The sequence below is a fragment of the Pseudohongiella nitratireducens genome, from assembly GCF_001642735.1.
GTDB classification, from domain to species: Bacteria; Pseudomonadota; Gammaproteobacteria; order Pseudomonadales; family Pseudohongiellaceae; genus Pseudohongiella; species Pseudohongiella nitratireducens.
This window is the reverse complement of record NZ_LWHM01000033.1, coordinates 149,949-165,806: the sequence shown is the minus strand read 5'-3', so window position 1 is coordinate 165,806 and position 15,858 is coordinate 149,949. Positions and strand designations below refer to the sequence as shown.

The following is a 15,858-nucleotide window of genomic DNA, read 5'->3' as shown; positions in this document are numbered from 1 at the left end:
CTCCTCGAATATTATTTGTCTTCTGTCGGTGCGCCAGCTATCAGTCAAAGTTTGCGTTACAGTATCCGCATGCCCGGTTTTGCTCCCGAATCAGGGGTCAGCAGGTAAATATCATTGCCACCCGGTCCTGCCGCCAGCACCATGCCTTCTGACACACCGAATTTCATTTTGCGCGCCTTCAGGTTGGCAGCAAGCACCGTCAACCGTCCCTCAAGTGCTTCTGGCTGGTAAGCTGAACGAATACCCGAGAACACCTGACGGCGTACCGGCTCGCCTTCTCCGTCCTCGCCCAGGTACAACTTCAGGCACAGTAATTTGTCAGCACCTTCTACGTAACTGGCGCTCTCGATCAATGCCACACGCAGATCCACTTTTACAAAGTCAGCGAACTCTATTTCGTCAGCAATCGGCTCTTCTGTCAGCGGCGTCTTCATGGCCGGCTCCTTGTTTACGGTTTTCGCATTTTCGCTGCTAACAGCATTAGCTGCTTCAGCTTGCGACTGTTCCAGTAATGCATCGATCTGCTTCTGCTCTACTCGTTTCATTAACGGCGTGAACGTATTGAGCTGGTGGCTGTTAAGCAACTGTGCAGAATCCTGCCAGGTCAGCTCACCGGCGTTGAGGAAAGCCTCTGCTTTCACCGCCATGTCAGGTAAAACCGGCTTCAGGTATATCATCAATAAACGAAACACATTGATGCCCGTCGAGCACACCGCCTGAACGGCCGGATCCTGTGGATCCTGTTTGGCCATCACCCAGGGCTGACGATCAGCGATATACTGGTTAGCCTTGTCAGCCAGCCCCATCACTAAACGGCATACCCGATGGTACTCACGCGTTTCATAACACTGCGCGATCTCATCTGCGGCACCCTGGCATTCAGCCAGCAGGGCCGGGTTCGAAACCTCAGCAGCCAGTTGACCATCAAAGCCTTTATGGATAAATCCGGCACAGCGGCTGGCAATATTAACCAGCTTGCCGACCAGGTCTGAATTCACCTTGCTGATAAACTCACTGAAACTCAGATCCAGGTCATCTACCCCGCCACCCAGGCGAGAGGCCAGGTAATAACGCAGATATTCCGGTTCCAGATGATCCAGGTAGGTATCCGCATTAATAAAGGTGCCACGAGACTTGGACATCTTTTTGCCGTTCACCGTCATAAAACCATGAGCGAACACAGCCGTCGGCGTCCGGTAACCTGCCTCTTTCAGCATCGCTGGCCAGAACAGCGCGTGGAAATTGATAATATCCTTGCCAATGAAGTGATACAGCTCCGTACCCTGGTCTTTTTCCCAGAACTCATCAAAAGCCACGGCATTGTTGTCACAAAAATTCCGGAAACTGGCCATGTACCCGATCGGGGCATCCAGCCAGACGTAGAAGTACTTGCCTGGCGCATCCGGTATCTCGAAACCGAAATACGGTGCATCACGGCTGATGTCCCATTCCTGCAACCCGGCATCCAGCCATTCCGCCAATTTGTTGGCCACCTGGTCCTGCAATGTGCCGCTGCGGGTCCACTCTTTAAGAAACTCCGTAAAATCCGGCAGCTTGAAGAAATAGTGCTCGGACTCTTTTACAACAGGAGTTGCACCTGACAACGTCGAATACGGTTTTTTCAGATCGGCTGGTGTATAGGTCGCACCGCAGGCTTCACAATTGTCTCCGTACTGATCATCTGCGTGACATTTAGGGCAAGTCCCCTTAACAAACCGGTCTGCCAGGAACAGCCCTTTCTCCGGGTCAAACAACTGAGCAATGCTGCGGGTGGCAATCCGCCCGTTGTCTCGCAGACGGCGATAAATCAGTGACGAGTACTCCCGGTTCTCCGGGGAGTGCGTGGAGTGGTAGTTATCAAAACCAATGCCAAATTTGTCATACGATGCCATATGCTCGGCACGAACCCGGTCAACCAGCGCTTCAGAGGTAATCCCCTCACTCTCGGCACGCAGCATAATCGCAGTACCGTGCGCGTCATCGGCGCAGACGTAATAGCATTCATGGCCGCGCAGCTTCTGAAATCTTACCCAGATATCGGTTTGCACGGCTTCCAGCATATGCCCCATATGGATCGGGCCATTGGCATAAGGGAGGGCACTGGTTACCAGTATTCTGCGTTTTTCCACAACGGGTTCCTTTCTCATTAACTTTACTAAGCAAACGTACACCAGCAGGGTGTTAGCGGTGTTTAATCGATTTCGACCATTTCAAAGTCTTCTTTGCCGACGCCACATTCCGGGCACATCCAGTCTTCAGGGACATCTTCCCAGACTGTACCGGGCTCAATTCCATCATCCGGCCAGCCTTCCGCTTCATCATATATCAGGCCACAGACAATGCACTGCCACTTTTTCACGCTAATACTCCAGAGATCCACCAGACAAGGGCGCAAATGATACTTGATCACTCCGTCGGCAGCAAAGTTAGCGCCCTGCAAAGAATAAGTCAGCTGCAAAGATAAGTAAGAAAGATGGCCTTATGCTAAAATTCCGCCTCTGTAGCGACTTGCTGGCCACTCATCCAACGCGTGCACCTTTGTAACTATGTTAGAGAATTCTCAGGACAACAACACAGCAAAAGACAGCCTGACTGAGCACATCAACGGCATATTGCCACAAACGCAATGCACCAAATGCGGCTATGATGGATGTTTGCCCTATGCACAGGCCATTACTGAAGGTGAAGCAATCAATCGCTGTCCACCAGGCGGACCTGAAGTTATTCAGGCACTGGCGCAGCTGACCGGCCAGCGTCCTGCAACATTGAACCCTGAAGTGGGCGAGCATTTGCCACAAACCGTTGCCTACATCCGTGAAGACGAATGTATTGGCTGCACCAAGTGCATTCAGGCCTGTCCGGTTGATGCCATCGTCGGCGCGGCCAAGTTAATGCATACCGTCATCGCCAGCGACTGTACTGGCTGTGACCTCTGTGTCGAGCCCTGCCCGGTTGACTGTATTGACATGCTCCCCGTTCAGCAGACATTTTCCCGTCCCAGCCAGTCACAGTCAGACTACTGGCGCTCTCTCTACGATGCCAGAACTCGACGCCAGCTCCGTCATGCCGATGAAATTGAGCAACGACGCCTGATGAAACTGCAGGATAAAATCGCTGCCATGGATGCAGGTGAAACCATTACCCGAACACCAGCGCGTAAAACACCTGCAGAACTGCGTGCGGAAATACAGGCTGCTGTTGCCCGCAAACGTGCCGGGCAGTCATCATCTTCTGATAAATAGCGAGATCGTCGACAGTGAATGCAGAAAAACGCCAGCAGATCTTTGAACGTTTACAAGCGGCCAACCCTAGTCCCACAACGGAACTGGAATATAGTTCAACTTTTGAACTATTGATTGCTGTCATTCTTTCCGCACAGGCAACCGATGTTGGTGTTAACAAAGCAACGCGCCCTCTGTTTAAAGTTGCCAATACGCCTGCTGCCATTCTGGCCCTGGGTGTGGATGGTCTGAAGGCATACATAAAAACGATAGGCCTGTTTAACACCAAAGCGGAAAATGTCATCAAAACCTGCAGAGCCCTGGTCGAAGAACACAACTCCGTGGTACCGGATAATCGCAAAGCGCTGGAAGCCCTCCCCGGGGTTGGTCGCAAAACCGCAAACGTGGTACTCAACACAGCATTTCGGCAACCCGCCATGGCAGTGGATACGCATATTTTCCGTGTCTCCAACCGCACAGGAATCGCCCCGGGCAAAACGGTGCTGGAGGTGGAAAAGAAATTACTGCGCCATGTCCCCAAACCATTTCTTCTTGATGCGCATCACTGGCTGATTCTGCACGGCCGTTATGTCTGTGTGGCGAGAAAACCTCGTTGTGGCGCCTGCACTATCAGCGACCTGTGCGATTATAAAGAAAAAACGGAGTATTAAATGCCCATCGCCGCCAGCGTCATCATCACGACTTACAACTCACCTGACTGGCTGAAAAAAGTACTCTGGGGTTATTTCCAGCAGACACGCCAGGACTTTGAAATCATTATAGCCGATGACGGCTCAGGCGACCCGACAGCACAGCTAATCTCCGGGTTGGCGACACTTAGCCCGGTTCCGATACAGCATGTATGGCAACCCGATGACGGTTTCCAGAAATGTCGCATCCTCAACAAGGCCATTGTTGAGAGCCAAAGTGAGTACCTGGTTTTCAGTGATGGCGACTGTATACCCCGCAATGATTTCATAGCCACTCATTTACGTCGGGCTGAGCCCGGTTACTATCTCTCCGGTGGTACATTAAACCTGCCAATGGATATCAGCCAGACAATCACGCGACAGCACATTGAACAGGGACTTTGTTTCGACAAACACTGGCTATACCAGCAAGGCCTGAAAAAAAACCGGAAAATATCCCGCATTTCGCTGGGCCCCAAACAGGCCGCCTTGATGAATCGTCTGACACCGGTGAGGTGTAATTTCAAAGGTTCCAACGCATCCTGCTGGAAAACGGATGCTATCGCAGTGAATGGCTTCAATGAAAACATGCCTTACGGTGGACTGGACCGGGAGTTTGGCGTGCGTTTACAGAACCACGGCATCACGCCTCGCCATGTCCGCTTTGATGCGGCCATGGTGCACCTCGATCATGCCAAGTCCTATCGCGATCCGGCTAAGATGGCGGCTAACAAGGCATTACGCAAGCAGATGGAAAAGGATGGAACGGTGAAAAGTCCGCTAGGTATCTCTGAATTACTGGCTTCTGGTTACTCGGCGGGCAGATCATCACTTCACATACCTCAGCCGACCACTGCCTAACGCCCTTCACCCGGCAGCCGAAAACTCGGTGATGAGCAGCGGTCAGGACATCATAGAACCGGTGGCAGACGACCACAGCACATCGGCCGACGCTCGGCGGGCGGAAACTCAGCCTTACGGCTTCAGACAGTCCGCTCGCTCATTCGGGCTGCGGGCAGACCATCCCTCCACATACCTCAGCCGACCACTGCCTAACGCCCTTCACCCGGCAGCCGAAAACTCGCCTGACGGCTCAAACAGTTCGACTGCGTTTTCGGGTGAAGGGCGTTAGGCATAGCGTGGTCTGACTGGCTGAGGTATGTGGAGGGATGATCTGCCCTTGTGCCGTGTTTTGGGGCTATTTGGTGCAAGATGCAAAAAGGCCAGCAGTTTTTCATTGCCGGCCTTTTTAGGGGTTATGTTGTAGAAGCCTGGTGAGCCAGGTTTGGTCGTTGGTTGATTACACCTTTCGGCCTTTGTTGGCGGCGATTCTCAGGCGCAGGGCATTCAGTTTGATGAAGCCGGCTGCGTCGGCCTGGTCGTAGGCACCGGCATCGTCTTCGAAGGTCGCGATGTTGGCATCGAACAGGGAGTCGTCTGATTCACGGCCGACAACGATGACGTTACCTTTGTACAGCTTCACACGTACCTTGCCGTTAACATACTGCTGAGAGTAATCGATCAGAGCCTGCATGGCCTGACGTTCCGGGGCAAACCAGTAACCGTTATAGACCAGCTCTGCATAACGGGGCATCAGCTCATCTTTCAGGTGTGCCATCTCACGATCCAGTGTGATGGACTCGATGGCACGGTGTGCTTTCAGCATGATGGTGCCACCGGGTGTTTCATAACAACCGCGCGACTTCATGCCGACATAACGATTTTCCACGATATCCGTACGACCAATACCGTTGGCACCGCCCACCTTGTTCAGGTAAGCCAGCACGGTGGCGGGCGTCATGTCTTCACCATCAATGGCAACGATATCACCGTTTTTGTAGGTCAGCTCCAGGTAAGTTGCCTCATCAGGTGCGTTTTCCGGAGACACTGACCATAACCACATATCTTCTTCCGGCTCAGCACCGGGATCTTCCAGGATGTCACCTTCATAAGAAATATGCAGCAGGTTGGCATCCATGGAATACGGTGATTTCTGACCGCGTTTTTTCTCAACCGGAATCTGGTGTTGTTCACAATAGGCCAGCAGCTTGTCGCGGGAATTGAGGTCCCACTCACGCCAGGGGGCAATCACCTGAATACCTGGTTTCAGTGCATAAGCACCCAGTTCAAAACGTACCTGGTCATTACCTTTACCGGTGGCGCCGTGTGCAATGGCATCGGCGCCGGTTTCGTTGGCAATTTCCACCAGGCGCTTGGCAATCAGCGGGCGTGCAATGGAAGTGCCCAGCAGATACTCGCCTTCGTACAGAGCGTTGGCGCGGAACATCGGATTAACAAAATCGCGGACAAACTCTTCGCGCAGATCATCAATGTAAATTTCCTTGATACCCATCGCCTGAGCTTTGGCGCGTGCCGGCTCGAGCTCTTCACCCTGGCCCAGGTCAGCCGTAAAGGTGACCACTTCACATTGATAGGTTTCCATCAGCCATTTGGCAATCACGGACGTATCCAGACCACCAGAATAGGCCAACACGACTTTGTTGATCGCAGACATGCACAGCACTCCTTCGAAGGATGACGATTCGGTCGTCACAGCAAAAGGGGCTTATTATACTGGGTATTGCGGGGGATTTCGACTATCAGCCAACGCCATCAATCATCGTCGCGATGCAATCGCAGTGTGACTCGCCGGTTTCTGTCCCGATCATCAGCACTTCGTTCATTACGTACAATGCGAAACTCGGGTGTGGCGCCAAAGTACCGGGTGTTCAGCATATCTTCCGGGACGCCATGGGAAACCAGGTAATTATGCACCTGGAAAGCTCGGATACGGGAAAGCTCCAGGTTCTCCCGGGCACGCCCGGCACTGTCAGTAAAACCGTTAATATCAATGGTATGGACTGAGGTATCCGCTTCCAGATAGGTCACGATATCATCCAGTTGCTGCCTTTGCCCGGCACTGAGTTCGCGTTGATTGCTCTCCCAGAAAACCGTAGAACGCTCAATTTGCGAAAAATTAACTGGCAACAGACCTGACAGGCAGCTTTTATACTGTTCATAAGCGGCACTGAATTTAACGGGGGACAATCCGACGTGGATGGATTCTTCCGGGCTATACCAGGCTTGCCGCATTAATGTTGGCACCATGCCACGCCCCAGTTCGGCTATGATTCGCTGACTGGTGCCACTATCCAGGGTGACCGGCCTGACATCCGCCACCACATCGACATAAGCAATATCACGAACACCCAGTTCTGTGCGCCATTGTGGCGGCTGCGAACTCAACAAGGCGCGCCCTGCTGCCAATGGGCTGTCCACGACATCAAGATAAAATGTCAGTGCAGCGCCTGCCTCCCGGGAGAACACAGCCTGGCCCAGACCGGGAATACTCTGCTCCAGTCGGCACTCAAAGACTGAGTCATTCAGTGTCCAGGCTGCAGCTTCCAGGTCAGGGTAGTATGAGGTCACGTTACCCGCTACTGCTAAGCCGGGCGTCAGCAAGCAGAGCATACTGTGCCAATATAGGGTAAACTTCTGCCTCATTGATATCGCCTGTCCGTTGCGCTCTGACAATCTTGACTGTCAACTGCTATATCACGGTAAGCCTTTGAACTTGCCGCACCTGTTATTTGCATCGGCAGCGCGCTCACAAACTTTATGCCAGGAACCGAAGTCTTTCTATGCTCCAGGAAATCACCATCACCCGCCCCGACGATTGGCACTTGCATGTCCGGGACGGCGAAGCGCTAAACACGACAGTCCCTCATACAGCCGCCACTTTTGGTCGTGCCATCATTATGCCGAACCTGAAGCCACCGGTAACAACCGCCTCAGAGGCAGCAGCCTATCGACAGCGCATTATTGATGCCCGCCCGACGGGTAGCAATTTTGATCCGCTGATGACGTTGTATCTGACAGACCGTTTATCTTCCGAGGAAATACAAAAAGCCGCCGCTCACCCAGACATTTATGCGGTGAAGTATTATCCGGCAGGAGCGACTACCAATTCTGACAGCGGCGTGACCGCTATCGAAAATGTATACCCCGCCCTGGAAGCCATGAGTGATGCTGGCTTACCGCTACTTCTGCACGGTGAAGTAACCGATAATCATGTCGATATTTTTGATCGGGAAAAGCGCTTTATCGATACCATTCTGAGCCCGTTACTGGAACGTTTCCCTGATTTGCGAGTGGTACTTGAGCACATTACTACGGCAGATGCCGCGCAGTTTGTCGCTCAGGCCAGTAGCAACATCGCTGCTACCCTTACCCCGCAACACCTGATGTATAACCGTAACGACATGCTGGTTGGTGGTGTCAGACCTCACCTGTACTGTCTGCCCATTCTGAAACGGAATATCCATCAAACAGCCCTGCTGGAAGCGGCAACCAGTGGAAATCCCAAGTTTTTCCTGGGTACGGACTCTGCTCCGCATGCTCAGCATACTAAAGAAACATCCTGCGGCTGTGCCGGCTGTTACAGTGCCTTTGCTGCCATGTCCCTGTATGCGGAAATTTTTGAGCAGGCAGACGCTCTGGACAAACTCGAAGCTTTCTCTGCCTTTTACGGTGCTGATTTCTACGGTCTGCCACGAAACCGCGATAAGATTGTGTTAAGAAAAGAAGCTTGGCAGGTGCCTGACGCCTATTCTTACCTCGACACTGACCTGGTGCCATTGTGCGCGGGCCAAACACTGAACTGGAAAGTTGTTGATTATGTCTGAACAAGCCGTACCTGATCCAACCGAAAGTTTGCTGGCAACACGGTTTCGCGGCTACCTGCCAGTCGTTGTCGACATCGAGTGCGGGGGGTTTAATGCCGCTACCGACGCCATACTGGAAATTGCTGCCGTCATCCTGGGTATGGATGATAATGGACAGCTGAATCCGGAGCAGACCCATTTCCACCGTGTCGTGCCATTTGAGGGTTCAAATATTGAAGACGCGGCGTTGAAATTTACCGGCATAGATCCCTGGCACCCTTTGCGGATAGCACGCCAGGAGAAAGATGTTTTTCAGGACCTGTTTAAAGTCATTCGTCAGGCCATGAAGCAAAACGGCTGCAAACGGGCAGTGATTGTGGCGCATAATGCCCATTTCGATCACGGTTTCATCAATGCAGCAACACGACGCCATGACCTGAAACGCAACCCGTTCCACCCTTTTTCCAGTTTCGATACCGCCACCTTAAGCGGACTTGCCTATGGCCAGACGGTACTGGCACGAGCCTGTGACGCGGCCGGCATCAGTTTTGATGGCAACGAAGCTCACTCAGCGAAATATGATGCGGAAAAAACGGCGGAATTGTTTTGCGGGATCGTCAACCGCTGGCAGCAGCTGGGAGGATGGCCACCGGCAACCTGACTGGTTGCCGGTAAACCAGATCTGTTTTAGCTATCTTGCTCGGTAGCACCCTGGTCAGCTTCATCGACCAGGTTCTGCAACTCACCTTTCTGATATAAATCCGTAATGATGTCACAACCACCTACCAGCTCACCTTTAATCCACAGCTGCGGAAAAGTCGGCCAATTCGCAATTCCCGGCAGGGTTGAACGGATTTCCGGATTCGCCAGTACATCCACATAAGCAAAACGCTTACCGCAAGACATCAGGCACTGTACTGTCTGTGCTGAAAAACCGCATTGTGGCTGATCGGGCGACCCTTTCATGTACAACAGAATGTTGTTGGATTCAATCTGATCGCGAATAGTTTGCTCTACACTCATATAAACCTTTCACCTTGACGTGAATATTAAACAATGGACGCATTCTACATGATTTCCATAGACAACCACAGTGTATGTGTCGGCAGATCACATTGCTCTGTGTGTAAAAAGTGGTAAGATACGTGGCTTGTTTTTAGGGGTAGCGTTGCTGCCCCTTTTTAATTAAGCCATTGGTATTGCTATGACAACGCGACACTTTTTGACACTGCTGGATCTGGAACCCACTGAATTACACCAGATAATTCATCGTGCGATTGCGCTAAAGAAGAGCCCAAACCTAAGAGGCGAATCTTTAAAAAACAAAACATTAGCGATGTTTTTTGAGAAATCTTCTACCCGCACCAGAGTGTCTTTTGAAGTTGCCATGAACCAACTGGGTGGCTCCGCGCTATTCCTCTCACCGTCTGACACCCAACTGGGGCGCGGTGAAAGTATCGAGGACAGCGCTAAAGTCATTTCCCGCATGGTCGATGTGATCACTATCAGAACGTTTGAGCACGAGAAACTGCAACGCTTTGCCGAGCACTCCAGAGTGCCTGTCATCAATGCACTGACTGACGGGTACCATCCTTGTCAGTTGCTGGCAGACATGCAGACTTTCTTTGAACACCGGGGTGACATTGCCGGCAAAACTGTGGCCTGGATTGGTGATGGCTATAACATGTGTCAGTCCTACATCAATGCCGCCAAACAATTTGATTTCACACTGAATATTGCTTGCCCGGAGGGATTCGATCCCGACGCACAGCTGCTGGCTGAAAACGCTGACCGTGTTCATATTGTTCGCGACCCGGTTGCTGCGGTAAAAGATGCCAGCCTGGTCACGACTGACGTATGGGCCTCCATGGGGCAGGAAGAAGAACAGCGTATACGGCGCGAGAAATTCCAGCCGTACCAGGTTACCAGGCAGCTCATGGCTGAGGCCGCACCAGATGCACTATTCATGCACTGCCTGCCGGCCCACCGCGGAGAAGAAGTCAGCGCAGAGGTGCTCGATGCGCCTGACAGTGTTGTATGGGATGAAGCGGAAAACAGATTACATGCACAAATGGCACTGCTCGAATTCCTTTGCGCAGACTAAACACGCCCGGCGTGTAACCCTGCCCGGTTTCTCAACCACCTTATTGCCACAAGGTGGTTGGCTGCGCCGTGTTCCACCGGACAGCTTTTCTGCTTCCGGCATCAAGGGCTCCCTGTCATGAGTGAACTGGGTAGTGTCCTGGTCATTGCGTTCGTCGCTGCGCTGTTGGTGCTACCACCTGCTGCATACTGGCGTCGGCGCAACCATTCACTGCCCCGCCCTGCATCAGCCGAACAAGTCAAACCTTCCCGACAGGCGCAGGCATCAGGTTCTGCTTCAGCGCTCACCGCCCAGTCGCTGCAAATACTTTCCCGGGCCATTGAGCAGAGCCAAAGCGGCATCGTCATCGCCGACTGCCATGGTGTAATCGAATACGTCAACCCGCGCTATTCCCGCATTACCGGCTACGGCCTGCAGGAAGCCATCGGGCAGATTGCCGATTTAATCAATAACCAGGAACTCACTGACGGCAGCCAGCTCACATTACAGGAAGCCATGCAACTGGGCAGCAGCTGGGAAACCTTCATGAGCAGTCACCGCAAGAACGGTGAATCTTTCTGGCAACAGGTGACAGCCTCCCCCATTCTCGATGATGACGGCACCCTGACGCATATCGTGCTTAACATCGACGATATCAGTGAGCGCATAGAGACCCAGGAGCAAATGGAAAAACTGGCGTTCTATGACCCATTAACCGGCCTGGAAAACCGCCGCCTGTTCAAAGATCGCCTGGAGCAAAGCCTCAAACATATCCGGCGCACCCGAAAAATGCTGGGGCTGCTGTTTCTGGACCTGGATCAGTTCAAGCGCATCAACGATACGCTGGGCCACGATGTCGGCGACGAGTTACTGTGCACAGTCGCCTCCCGCCTGAAACAGTGTGTTCGCGAAGAAGATATTGTCGCCCGCCTCGGTGGTGACGAGTTCACACTCCTGCTTTCCGATATTAACCAGGCAGAAGATGCGGCTTTGGTTGCCCGGAAAATCCTTGCCGTCCTGACCGAGCCGATCCAGCTAAGCAGCCAGAAAGTTACGGTTTCCGCCAGCATCGGCATCACGATTGCGCCGGAAGACAGCATGAATGCCAGCGTACTGATGCGTAATGCCGACCTTGCTATGTACCAGGCAAAAGAACAGGGACGTGACAATTTCCAGTACTTTACCGACGACATGAATATTGAGTCGCTGGCCCGCATGGCTTTGGAGAATGACCTGCGCAGTGCCATCAATAACAACGAACTGGTCGTCTTCTTCCAGCCCCAGGTCAACATGCTGACCCAGGAAGTTTGCGGCTACGAAGCCCTGGTACGCTGGCAGCATGAGCAGGCGGAAATGATTTCGCCGGAACGCTTCATTCCCGTCGCCGAAGAGACGGGGCTGATCATGCCGTTAGGAGAGCAGGTATTACGGCAGGCTTGCCAGCACATGAAAGCAATCATGGACAGTCATTCACAGCACGGGCAGACGGTTGCTGTTAATCTGTCTGCCCGGCAGTTCAGAGACATGAACCTGGTCAACCTGGTACGCGATACCCTGCAGGAAACCGGATTACCACCCAAACACCTGGAGTTGGAAATCACGGAAAGCATGCTCATGGGCAATATGGAGCAGGCTATTGTCACACTACAGGCACTGAAACGCCTGGGAGTGACAGTGACGATTGATGACTTCGGCACTGGCTACTCATCGCTTAACTACCTCACCCGACTGCCCGTCGACAAGCTCAAGGTTGACCGCTCCTTTATCGCCAACCTTCCTGACAACCCGGAACATATCGCCATCGCAACAGCCATTATCGCAATGGCGCAACGATTGGGCCTGCAGGTGGTAGCAGAAGGCGTGGAAACGGAGCAGCAAGCCCGGTTCCTGCGCAAGCACCAATGTTACCTGGTACAAGGTTACCTGTTCGCCGAACCCGTTCCTGCCGAATCCATCCAACAGGAAGCACCCAACGTTCAAAACCGCATCAACCTGGCAGTTGGCCACGAGTTCGATACAGTTCCTTCCTGATCGGCGCAAAATCACCACTCCTCGCACTAGATGTTGTGTTACCAACCAAAACAAACCACAACTTATCCACAGACTTTCCACACAAAAAGCTCTTGCATTCCGTCGTTTTGCGCACTATCTTGTGTCCTGAAGCACGCAAACACCTATATCTAGTATTTCCGCATTTTCTTAGACCAGGTTAGCTGTAAGCAAGCAATTAAGCAGTCAAGCTCAACCTGGGCAGACTAATACCAAACAAACTAGACCAAACCGAATTAGACAGGCAGATCAGAATAACATCATGGAGAACCCAATGCAGACGAATACTCCGAGTTATGGCAGCTCCACGGTTAATCCGCGTACCGAGTTAAGTGCCAAAGAGGACCTGCCGGCAACTGCCCCAGGCCAGCTCCGCGTTATTAAACGCAATGGTGCCGTCGTCAATTATGATGAATCAAAAATTGTCGTCGCCATCACCAAGGCATACCTGGCTGAAGAAGGCGGCACCGCTGCCGCATCAGCCCGGGTCCGGGAAACCGTTGCCAAACAGGCCGCGCAAATATCAACCATTTTCAAGCGCCGCATGCCCTCCGGCGGCTCTATTCATATTGAAGAGATCCAGGACCAGGTCGAACTGGCACTGATGCGTACCGGCGAACACAAAGTAGCCAGAGCCTATGTACTGTACCGTGCCGAGCACACTCGACTGCGTGAACAACAGCGCAGCCAGGAGCAACCTTCGGAATCCACGATTCAGGTCACCTACCCTGATGGCACCCAGGCTCCCCTGGATACACAGCGGCTGCAAACCGTTATTGATGAAGCCTGTGCTGGCCTCGAAGGCGTCTCTGCAGGTGCCATTTACCAGGAAACACTGAAAAACCTCTACCCGGGCGTCAAGCTGGAAGATGTTCGCACCTCTGCTGTGATGACGGCGCGAACCATGGTTGAGCAGGATCCCAACTACACCTATGTAACAGCACGCCTGTTGCTTGACACACTGCGCAGTGAAGCTTTGACGTTCCTTGGTGTCACCGACAGCGCCACCCAGAGCGAAATGAACTATCGCTACCCCAGCGTTCTGAAGCCCTATATTGAAAAAGGCGTAGAGCTGGGCCTGCTGTCCCCTCACCTGCTTGAATATGACCTGGAAGTGCTGGGTGAAGCCCTAAAAGCTGAACGCGATACTCAGTTCACCTATCTCGGTCTGCAAACGCTGTACGACCGCTACTTCATTCACAGCAATGGTGTGCGTTTCGAGCTGCCGCAAATATTCTACATGCGTGTTGCCATGGGACTGGCCAGCAACGAGGAAGACCGTGAAGCACGGGCAATCGAGTTCTACAACCTGATTTCCAGCTTTGACTATATGGTCTCCACACCTCAGTTGTTCAACTCCGGCACATTACGACCTCAGCTGTCGTCCTGTTTCCTGACCACCGTGCCAGATGATCTGCACGGCATTTACAGCGCCATCAAGGACAACGCCATGCTGTCCAAGTGGGCTGGTGGCCTGGGTAATGACTGGACGCCGGTGCGGGCACTTGGTGCGCACATTCAGGGTACCAACGGCCAGTCACAGGGTATTGTGCCTTTCCTGAAAGTGGTCAACGACACGGCTGTCGCGGTTAACCAGGGCGGCAAGCGCAAAGGCGCTGTCTGCGCCTACCTCGAAACCTGGCACCTGGATATTGAAGAATTCCTGGAGTTGCGCAAGAACACCGGTGACGACCGTCGCCGTACGCACGACATGAACACCGCCAACTGGATTCCGGATCTGTTCATGAAACGCGTCTTTGAAGACGGTGAATGGACGCTGTTCTCGCCCAACAATGTACCTGACCTGCATGATTTGCATGGCCTGGCATTTGAGCGAGCCTATGAAGAATACGAGCGCCGTGCCGCTGCCGGTGAGATCGAGGTCTACAAAACGGTCCGCGCCAAAGACCTGTGGCGAAAAATGCTCTCCATGCTGTTCGAGACAGGCCATCCCTGGGTCACCTTCAAGGACTCATGTAACGTGCGCTCACCACAACAGCACGTTGGCACGATCCACTCTTCCAACCTGTGTACAGAAATCACTCTGAACACCAACGCGGAAGAAATTGCCGTCTGTAACCTGGGCTCTGTGAACCTGGTCAATCACGTCACGGATACCGGACTGGATCAGGTCAAACTGGAGAAAACCATCAAGACGGCTGTGCGTATGCTGGATAACGTGATTGATATCAATTACTACTCCGTACCGCAGGCCAAGAACTCAAACCTCAAGCACCGCCCGGTCGGTATGGGTGTGATGGGCTTCCAGGATGCACTGTACATTCAGCGTATCCCCTACGGTTCTGATCACGCTGTGAAGTTTGCTGATGAATCCATGGAGGTCATCAGCTATCACGCGATTCAGGCTTCAACTGACCTGGCCGAAGAACGTGGTACTTACGAAAGCTATAAAGGTTCACTCTGGGATCAGGGTATTCTGCCAATCGACTCACTGAAAATGTTGCAGGAGACACGTGGCGAGAAATACCTGGAAGCGGATTTCACCACCACCCAGGACTGGGATGCACTGCGTCAACGCATTGCCAGCACCGGCATGAGAAACTCCAACGTGCTGGCGATTGCGCCAACAGCAACTATTGCTAATATTACAGGCGTTTCCCAGTCGATTGAGCCGACATACCAGAACCTGTATGTGAAATCGAACCTGTCAGGCGAGTTTACTGTTGTAAACCCGTACCTGATTCGTGATCTCAAGGCGATGAACCTTTGGGACCCGGTCATGGTAAATGATCTTAAATACTACGACGGCAGCGTGCAGCAGATTGACCGTATTCCTCAGGAATTGAAAGATCTGTATGCAACAGCATTCGAAGTTGAGCCACGCTGGCTGGTTGATGCCGCTGCACGGCGCCAGAAATGGATTGACCAGGCACAGTCCTTGAACCTGTATATCGCAGGTGCCAATGGCAAGAAACTGGATATCACCTATCGCATGGCCTGGTTGCGTGGTCTGAAAACCACCTACTACCTGCGCTCACTGGCGGCGACCAGCACGGAGAAATCCACTGTCTCTGGCAGCAAGTTGAATGCGGTATCCAGCACACCGGAACCAGCAGCCGTACCACAGGCGTGCTCAATTGATGATCCAGACTGCGAAGCCTGTCAATAAATATTAAATATCAGGGGGTTAA

Annotated in this window: 13 protein-coding genes; 8 read left to right on the top strand and 5 right to left on the bottom strand. The window is 52.7% G+C overall.

Features of this window, described 5'->3' with window-relative positions; genetic code table 11:
* Nucleotides 1-56: 56 nt before the first annotated feature.
* Nucleotides 57-2,129: a methionine--tRNA ligase gene (gene metG / locus PSCS_RS13215; protein ID WP_397387457.1), complete on the bottom strand. Its 2,073-nt coding sequence runs from the start codon at nucleotides 2,127-2,129 to the stop codon at nucleotides 57-59.
* A gap of 62 nt (nucleotides 2,130-2,191) precedes the next feature.
* Nucleotides 2,192-2,359, bottom strand: a complete 168-nt coding sequence (locus tag PSCS_RS13210; RefSeq protein ID WP_068812765.1) for a rubredoxin — start codon at nucleotides 2,357-2,359, stop codon at nucleotides 2,192-2,194.
* A 187-nt stretch (nucleotides 2,360-2,546) separates the two neighbouring features.
* Between PSCS_RS13210 and rsxB the strand changes: the two genes are divergently transcribed.
* From rsxB to PSCS_RS13195, 3 genes are read left to right on the top strand one after another with little or no spacing between them, the layout of a single operon-like run.
* Entirely contained in the window at nucleotides 2,547-3,242 is a 696-nt protein-coding gene (rsxB, locus tag PSCS_RS13205; RefSeq protein ID WP_068812561.1) for an electron transport complex subunit RsxB, read from the top strand.
* 14 nt (nucleotides 3,243-3,256) lie between these two features.
* On the top strand, nucleotides 3,257-3,892 hold the full coding sequence (nth, locus tag PSCS_RS13200; protein WP_068812560.1) for an endonuclease III: 636 nt from the start codon (nucleotides 3,257-3,259) through the stop codon (nucleotides 3,890-3,892).
* Entirely contained in the window at nucleotides 3,893-4,771 is an 879-nt protein-coding gene (locus PSCS_RS13195; RefSeq protein ID WP_068812559.1) for a glycosyltransferase family 2 protein, read from the top strand.
* 439 nt (nucleotides 4,772-5,210) lie between these two features.
* Here the strand turns inward: PSCS_RS13195 and PSCS_RS13185 are convergent, their stop codons facing one another.
* Together PSCS_RS13185 and PSCS_RS13180 are read right to left on the bottom strand one after the other, a co-directional pair.
* Nucleotides 5,211-6,425 (bottom strand): argininosuccinate synthase, encoded by a 1,215-nt coding sequence (locus tag PSCS_RS13185; RefSeq protein WP_068812557.1) that lies wholly within the window; start codon nucleotides 6,423-6,425, stop codon nucleotides 5,211-5,213.
* Nucleotides 6,426-6,523: 98 nt separating this feature from the next.
* On the bottom strand, nucleotides 6,524-7,414 hold the full coding sequence (locus PSCS_RS13180; RefSeq protein ID WP_082866618.1) for a flagellar protein MotY: 891 nt from the start codon (nucleotides 7,412-7,414) through the stop codon (nucleotides 6,524-6,526).
* 137 nt (nucleotides 7,415-7,551) lie between these two features.
* On the opposite strand from PSCS_RS13180, the gene pyrC reads away from it, so the two are divergent.
* Both pyrC and rnt read left to right on the top strand, forming a co-directional pair.
* The gene (gene pyrC / locus PSCS_RS13175) at nucleotides 7,552-8,595 is read left to right on the top strand and encodes a dihydroorotase (protein WP_068812556.1); all 1,044 of its coding nucleotides are present in this window, start codon (nucleotides 7,552-7,554) and stop codon (nucleotides 8,593-8,595) included.
* On the top strand, nucleotides 8,588-9,235 hold the full coding sequence (rnt, locus tag PSCS_RS13170) for a ribonuclease T (protein WP_068812555.1): 648 nt from the start codon (nucleotides 8,588-8,590) through the stop codon (nucleotides 9,233-9,235). Before pyrC ends, rnt begins: the two co-directional genes overlap by 8 nt.
* Nucleotides 9,236-9,261: 26 nt before the next feature.
* Here the strand turns inward: rnt and grxD are convergent, their stop codons facing one another.
* Nucleotides 9,262-9,597: a Grx4 family monothiol glutaredoxin gene (gene grxD, locus PSCS_RS13165; RefSeq protein WP_068812554.1), complete on the bottom strand. Its 336-nt coding sequence runs from the start codon at nucleotides 9,595-9,597 to the stop codon at nucleotides 9,262-9,264.
* Nucleotides 9,598-9,778: 181 nt separating this feature from the next.
* Here grxD and argF point away from each other — a divergent pair, with 181 nt between their 5' ends.
* From argF to PSCS_RS13150, 3 genes are all read left to right on the top strand, one after another.
* A complete protein-coding gene (argF, locus tag PSCS_RS13160; protein WP_068812553.1) occupies nucleotides 9,779-10,678 on the top strand; it encodes an ornithine carbamoyltransferase in 900 nt (299 codons plus the stop codon).
* 117 nt (nucleotides 10,679-10,795) lie between these two features.
* The gene (locus PSCS_RS13155; protein ID WP_068812552.1) at nucleotides 10,796-12,688 is read left to right on the top strand and encodes a putative bifunctional diguanylate cyclase/phosphodiesterase; all 1,893 of its coding nucleotides are present in this window, start codon (nucleotides 10,796-10,798) and stop codon (nucleotides 12,686-12,688) included.
* 292 nt (nucleotides 12,689-12,980) lie between these two features.
* Nucleotides 12,981-15,836 (top strand): ribonucleoside-diphosphate reductase subunit alpha, encoded by a 2,856-nt coding sequence (locus PSCS_RS13150; RefSeq protein WP_068812761.1) that lies wholly within the window; start codon nucleotides 12,981-12,983, stop codon nucleotides 15,834-15,836.
* Nucleotides 15,837-15,858 lie beyond the last annotated feature (22 nt).

Bases quoted from the DNA above. Each gene is read 5' to 3' on its own strand.
- argF (WP_068812553.1), top strand. From the start codon at position 9,779: ATGACAACGCGACACTTTTTGACACTGCTGGATCTGGAACCCACTGAA.
- PSCS_RS13185 (WP_068812557.1), bottom strand. From the start codon at position 6,425: ATGTCTGCGATCAACAAAGTCGTGTTGGCCTATTCTGGTGGTCTGGAT.
- rnt (WP_068812555.1), top strand. From the start codon at position 8,588: ATGTCTGAACAAGCCGTACCTGATCCAACCGAAAGTTTGCTGGCAACA.
- grxD (WP_068812554.1), bottom strand. From the start codon at position 9,597: ATGAGTGTAGAGCAAACTATTCGCGATCAGATTGAATCCAACAACATT.
- PSCS_RS13155 (WP_068812552.1), top strand. From the start codon at position 10,796: ATGAGTGAACTGGGTAGTGTCCTGGTCATTGCGTTCGTCGCTGCGCTG.
- PSCS_RS13150 (WP_068812761.1), top strand. From the start codon at position 12,981: ATGCAGACGAATACTCCGAGTTATGGCAGCTCCACGGTTAATCCGCGT.
- PSCS_RS13195 (WP_068812559.1), top strand. From the start codon at position 3,893: ATGCCCATCGCCGCCAGCGTCATCATCACGACTTACAACTCACCTGAC.
- rsxB (WP_068812561.1), top strand. From the start codon at position 2,547: ATGTTAGAGAATTCTCAGGACAACAACACAGCAAAAGACAGCCTGACT.
- pyrC (WP_068812556.1), top strand. From the start codon at position 7,552: ATGCTCCAGGAAATCACCATCACCCGCCCCGACGATTGGCACTTGCAT.
- PSCS_RS13180 (WP_082866618.1), bottom strand. From the start codon at position 7,414: ATGAGGCAGAAGTTTACCCTATATTGGCACAGTATGCTCTGCTTGCTG.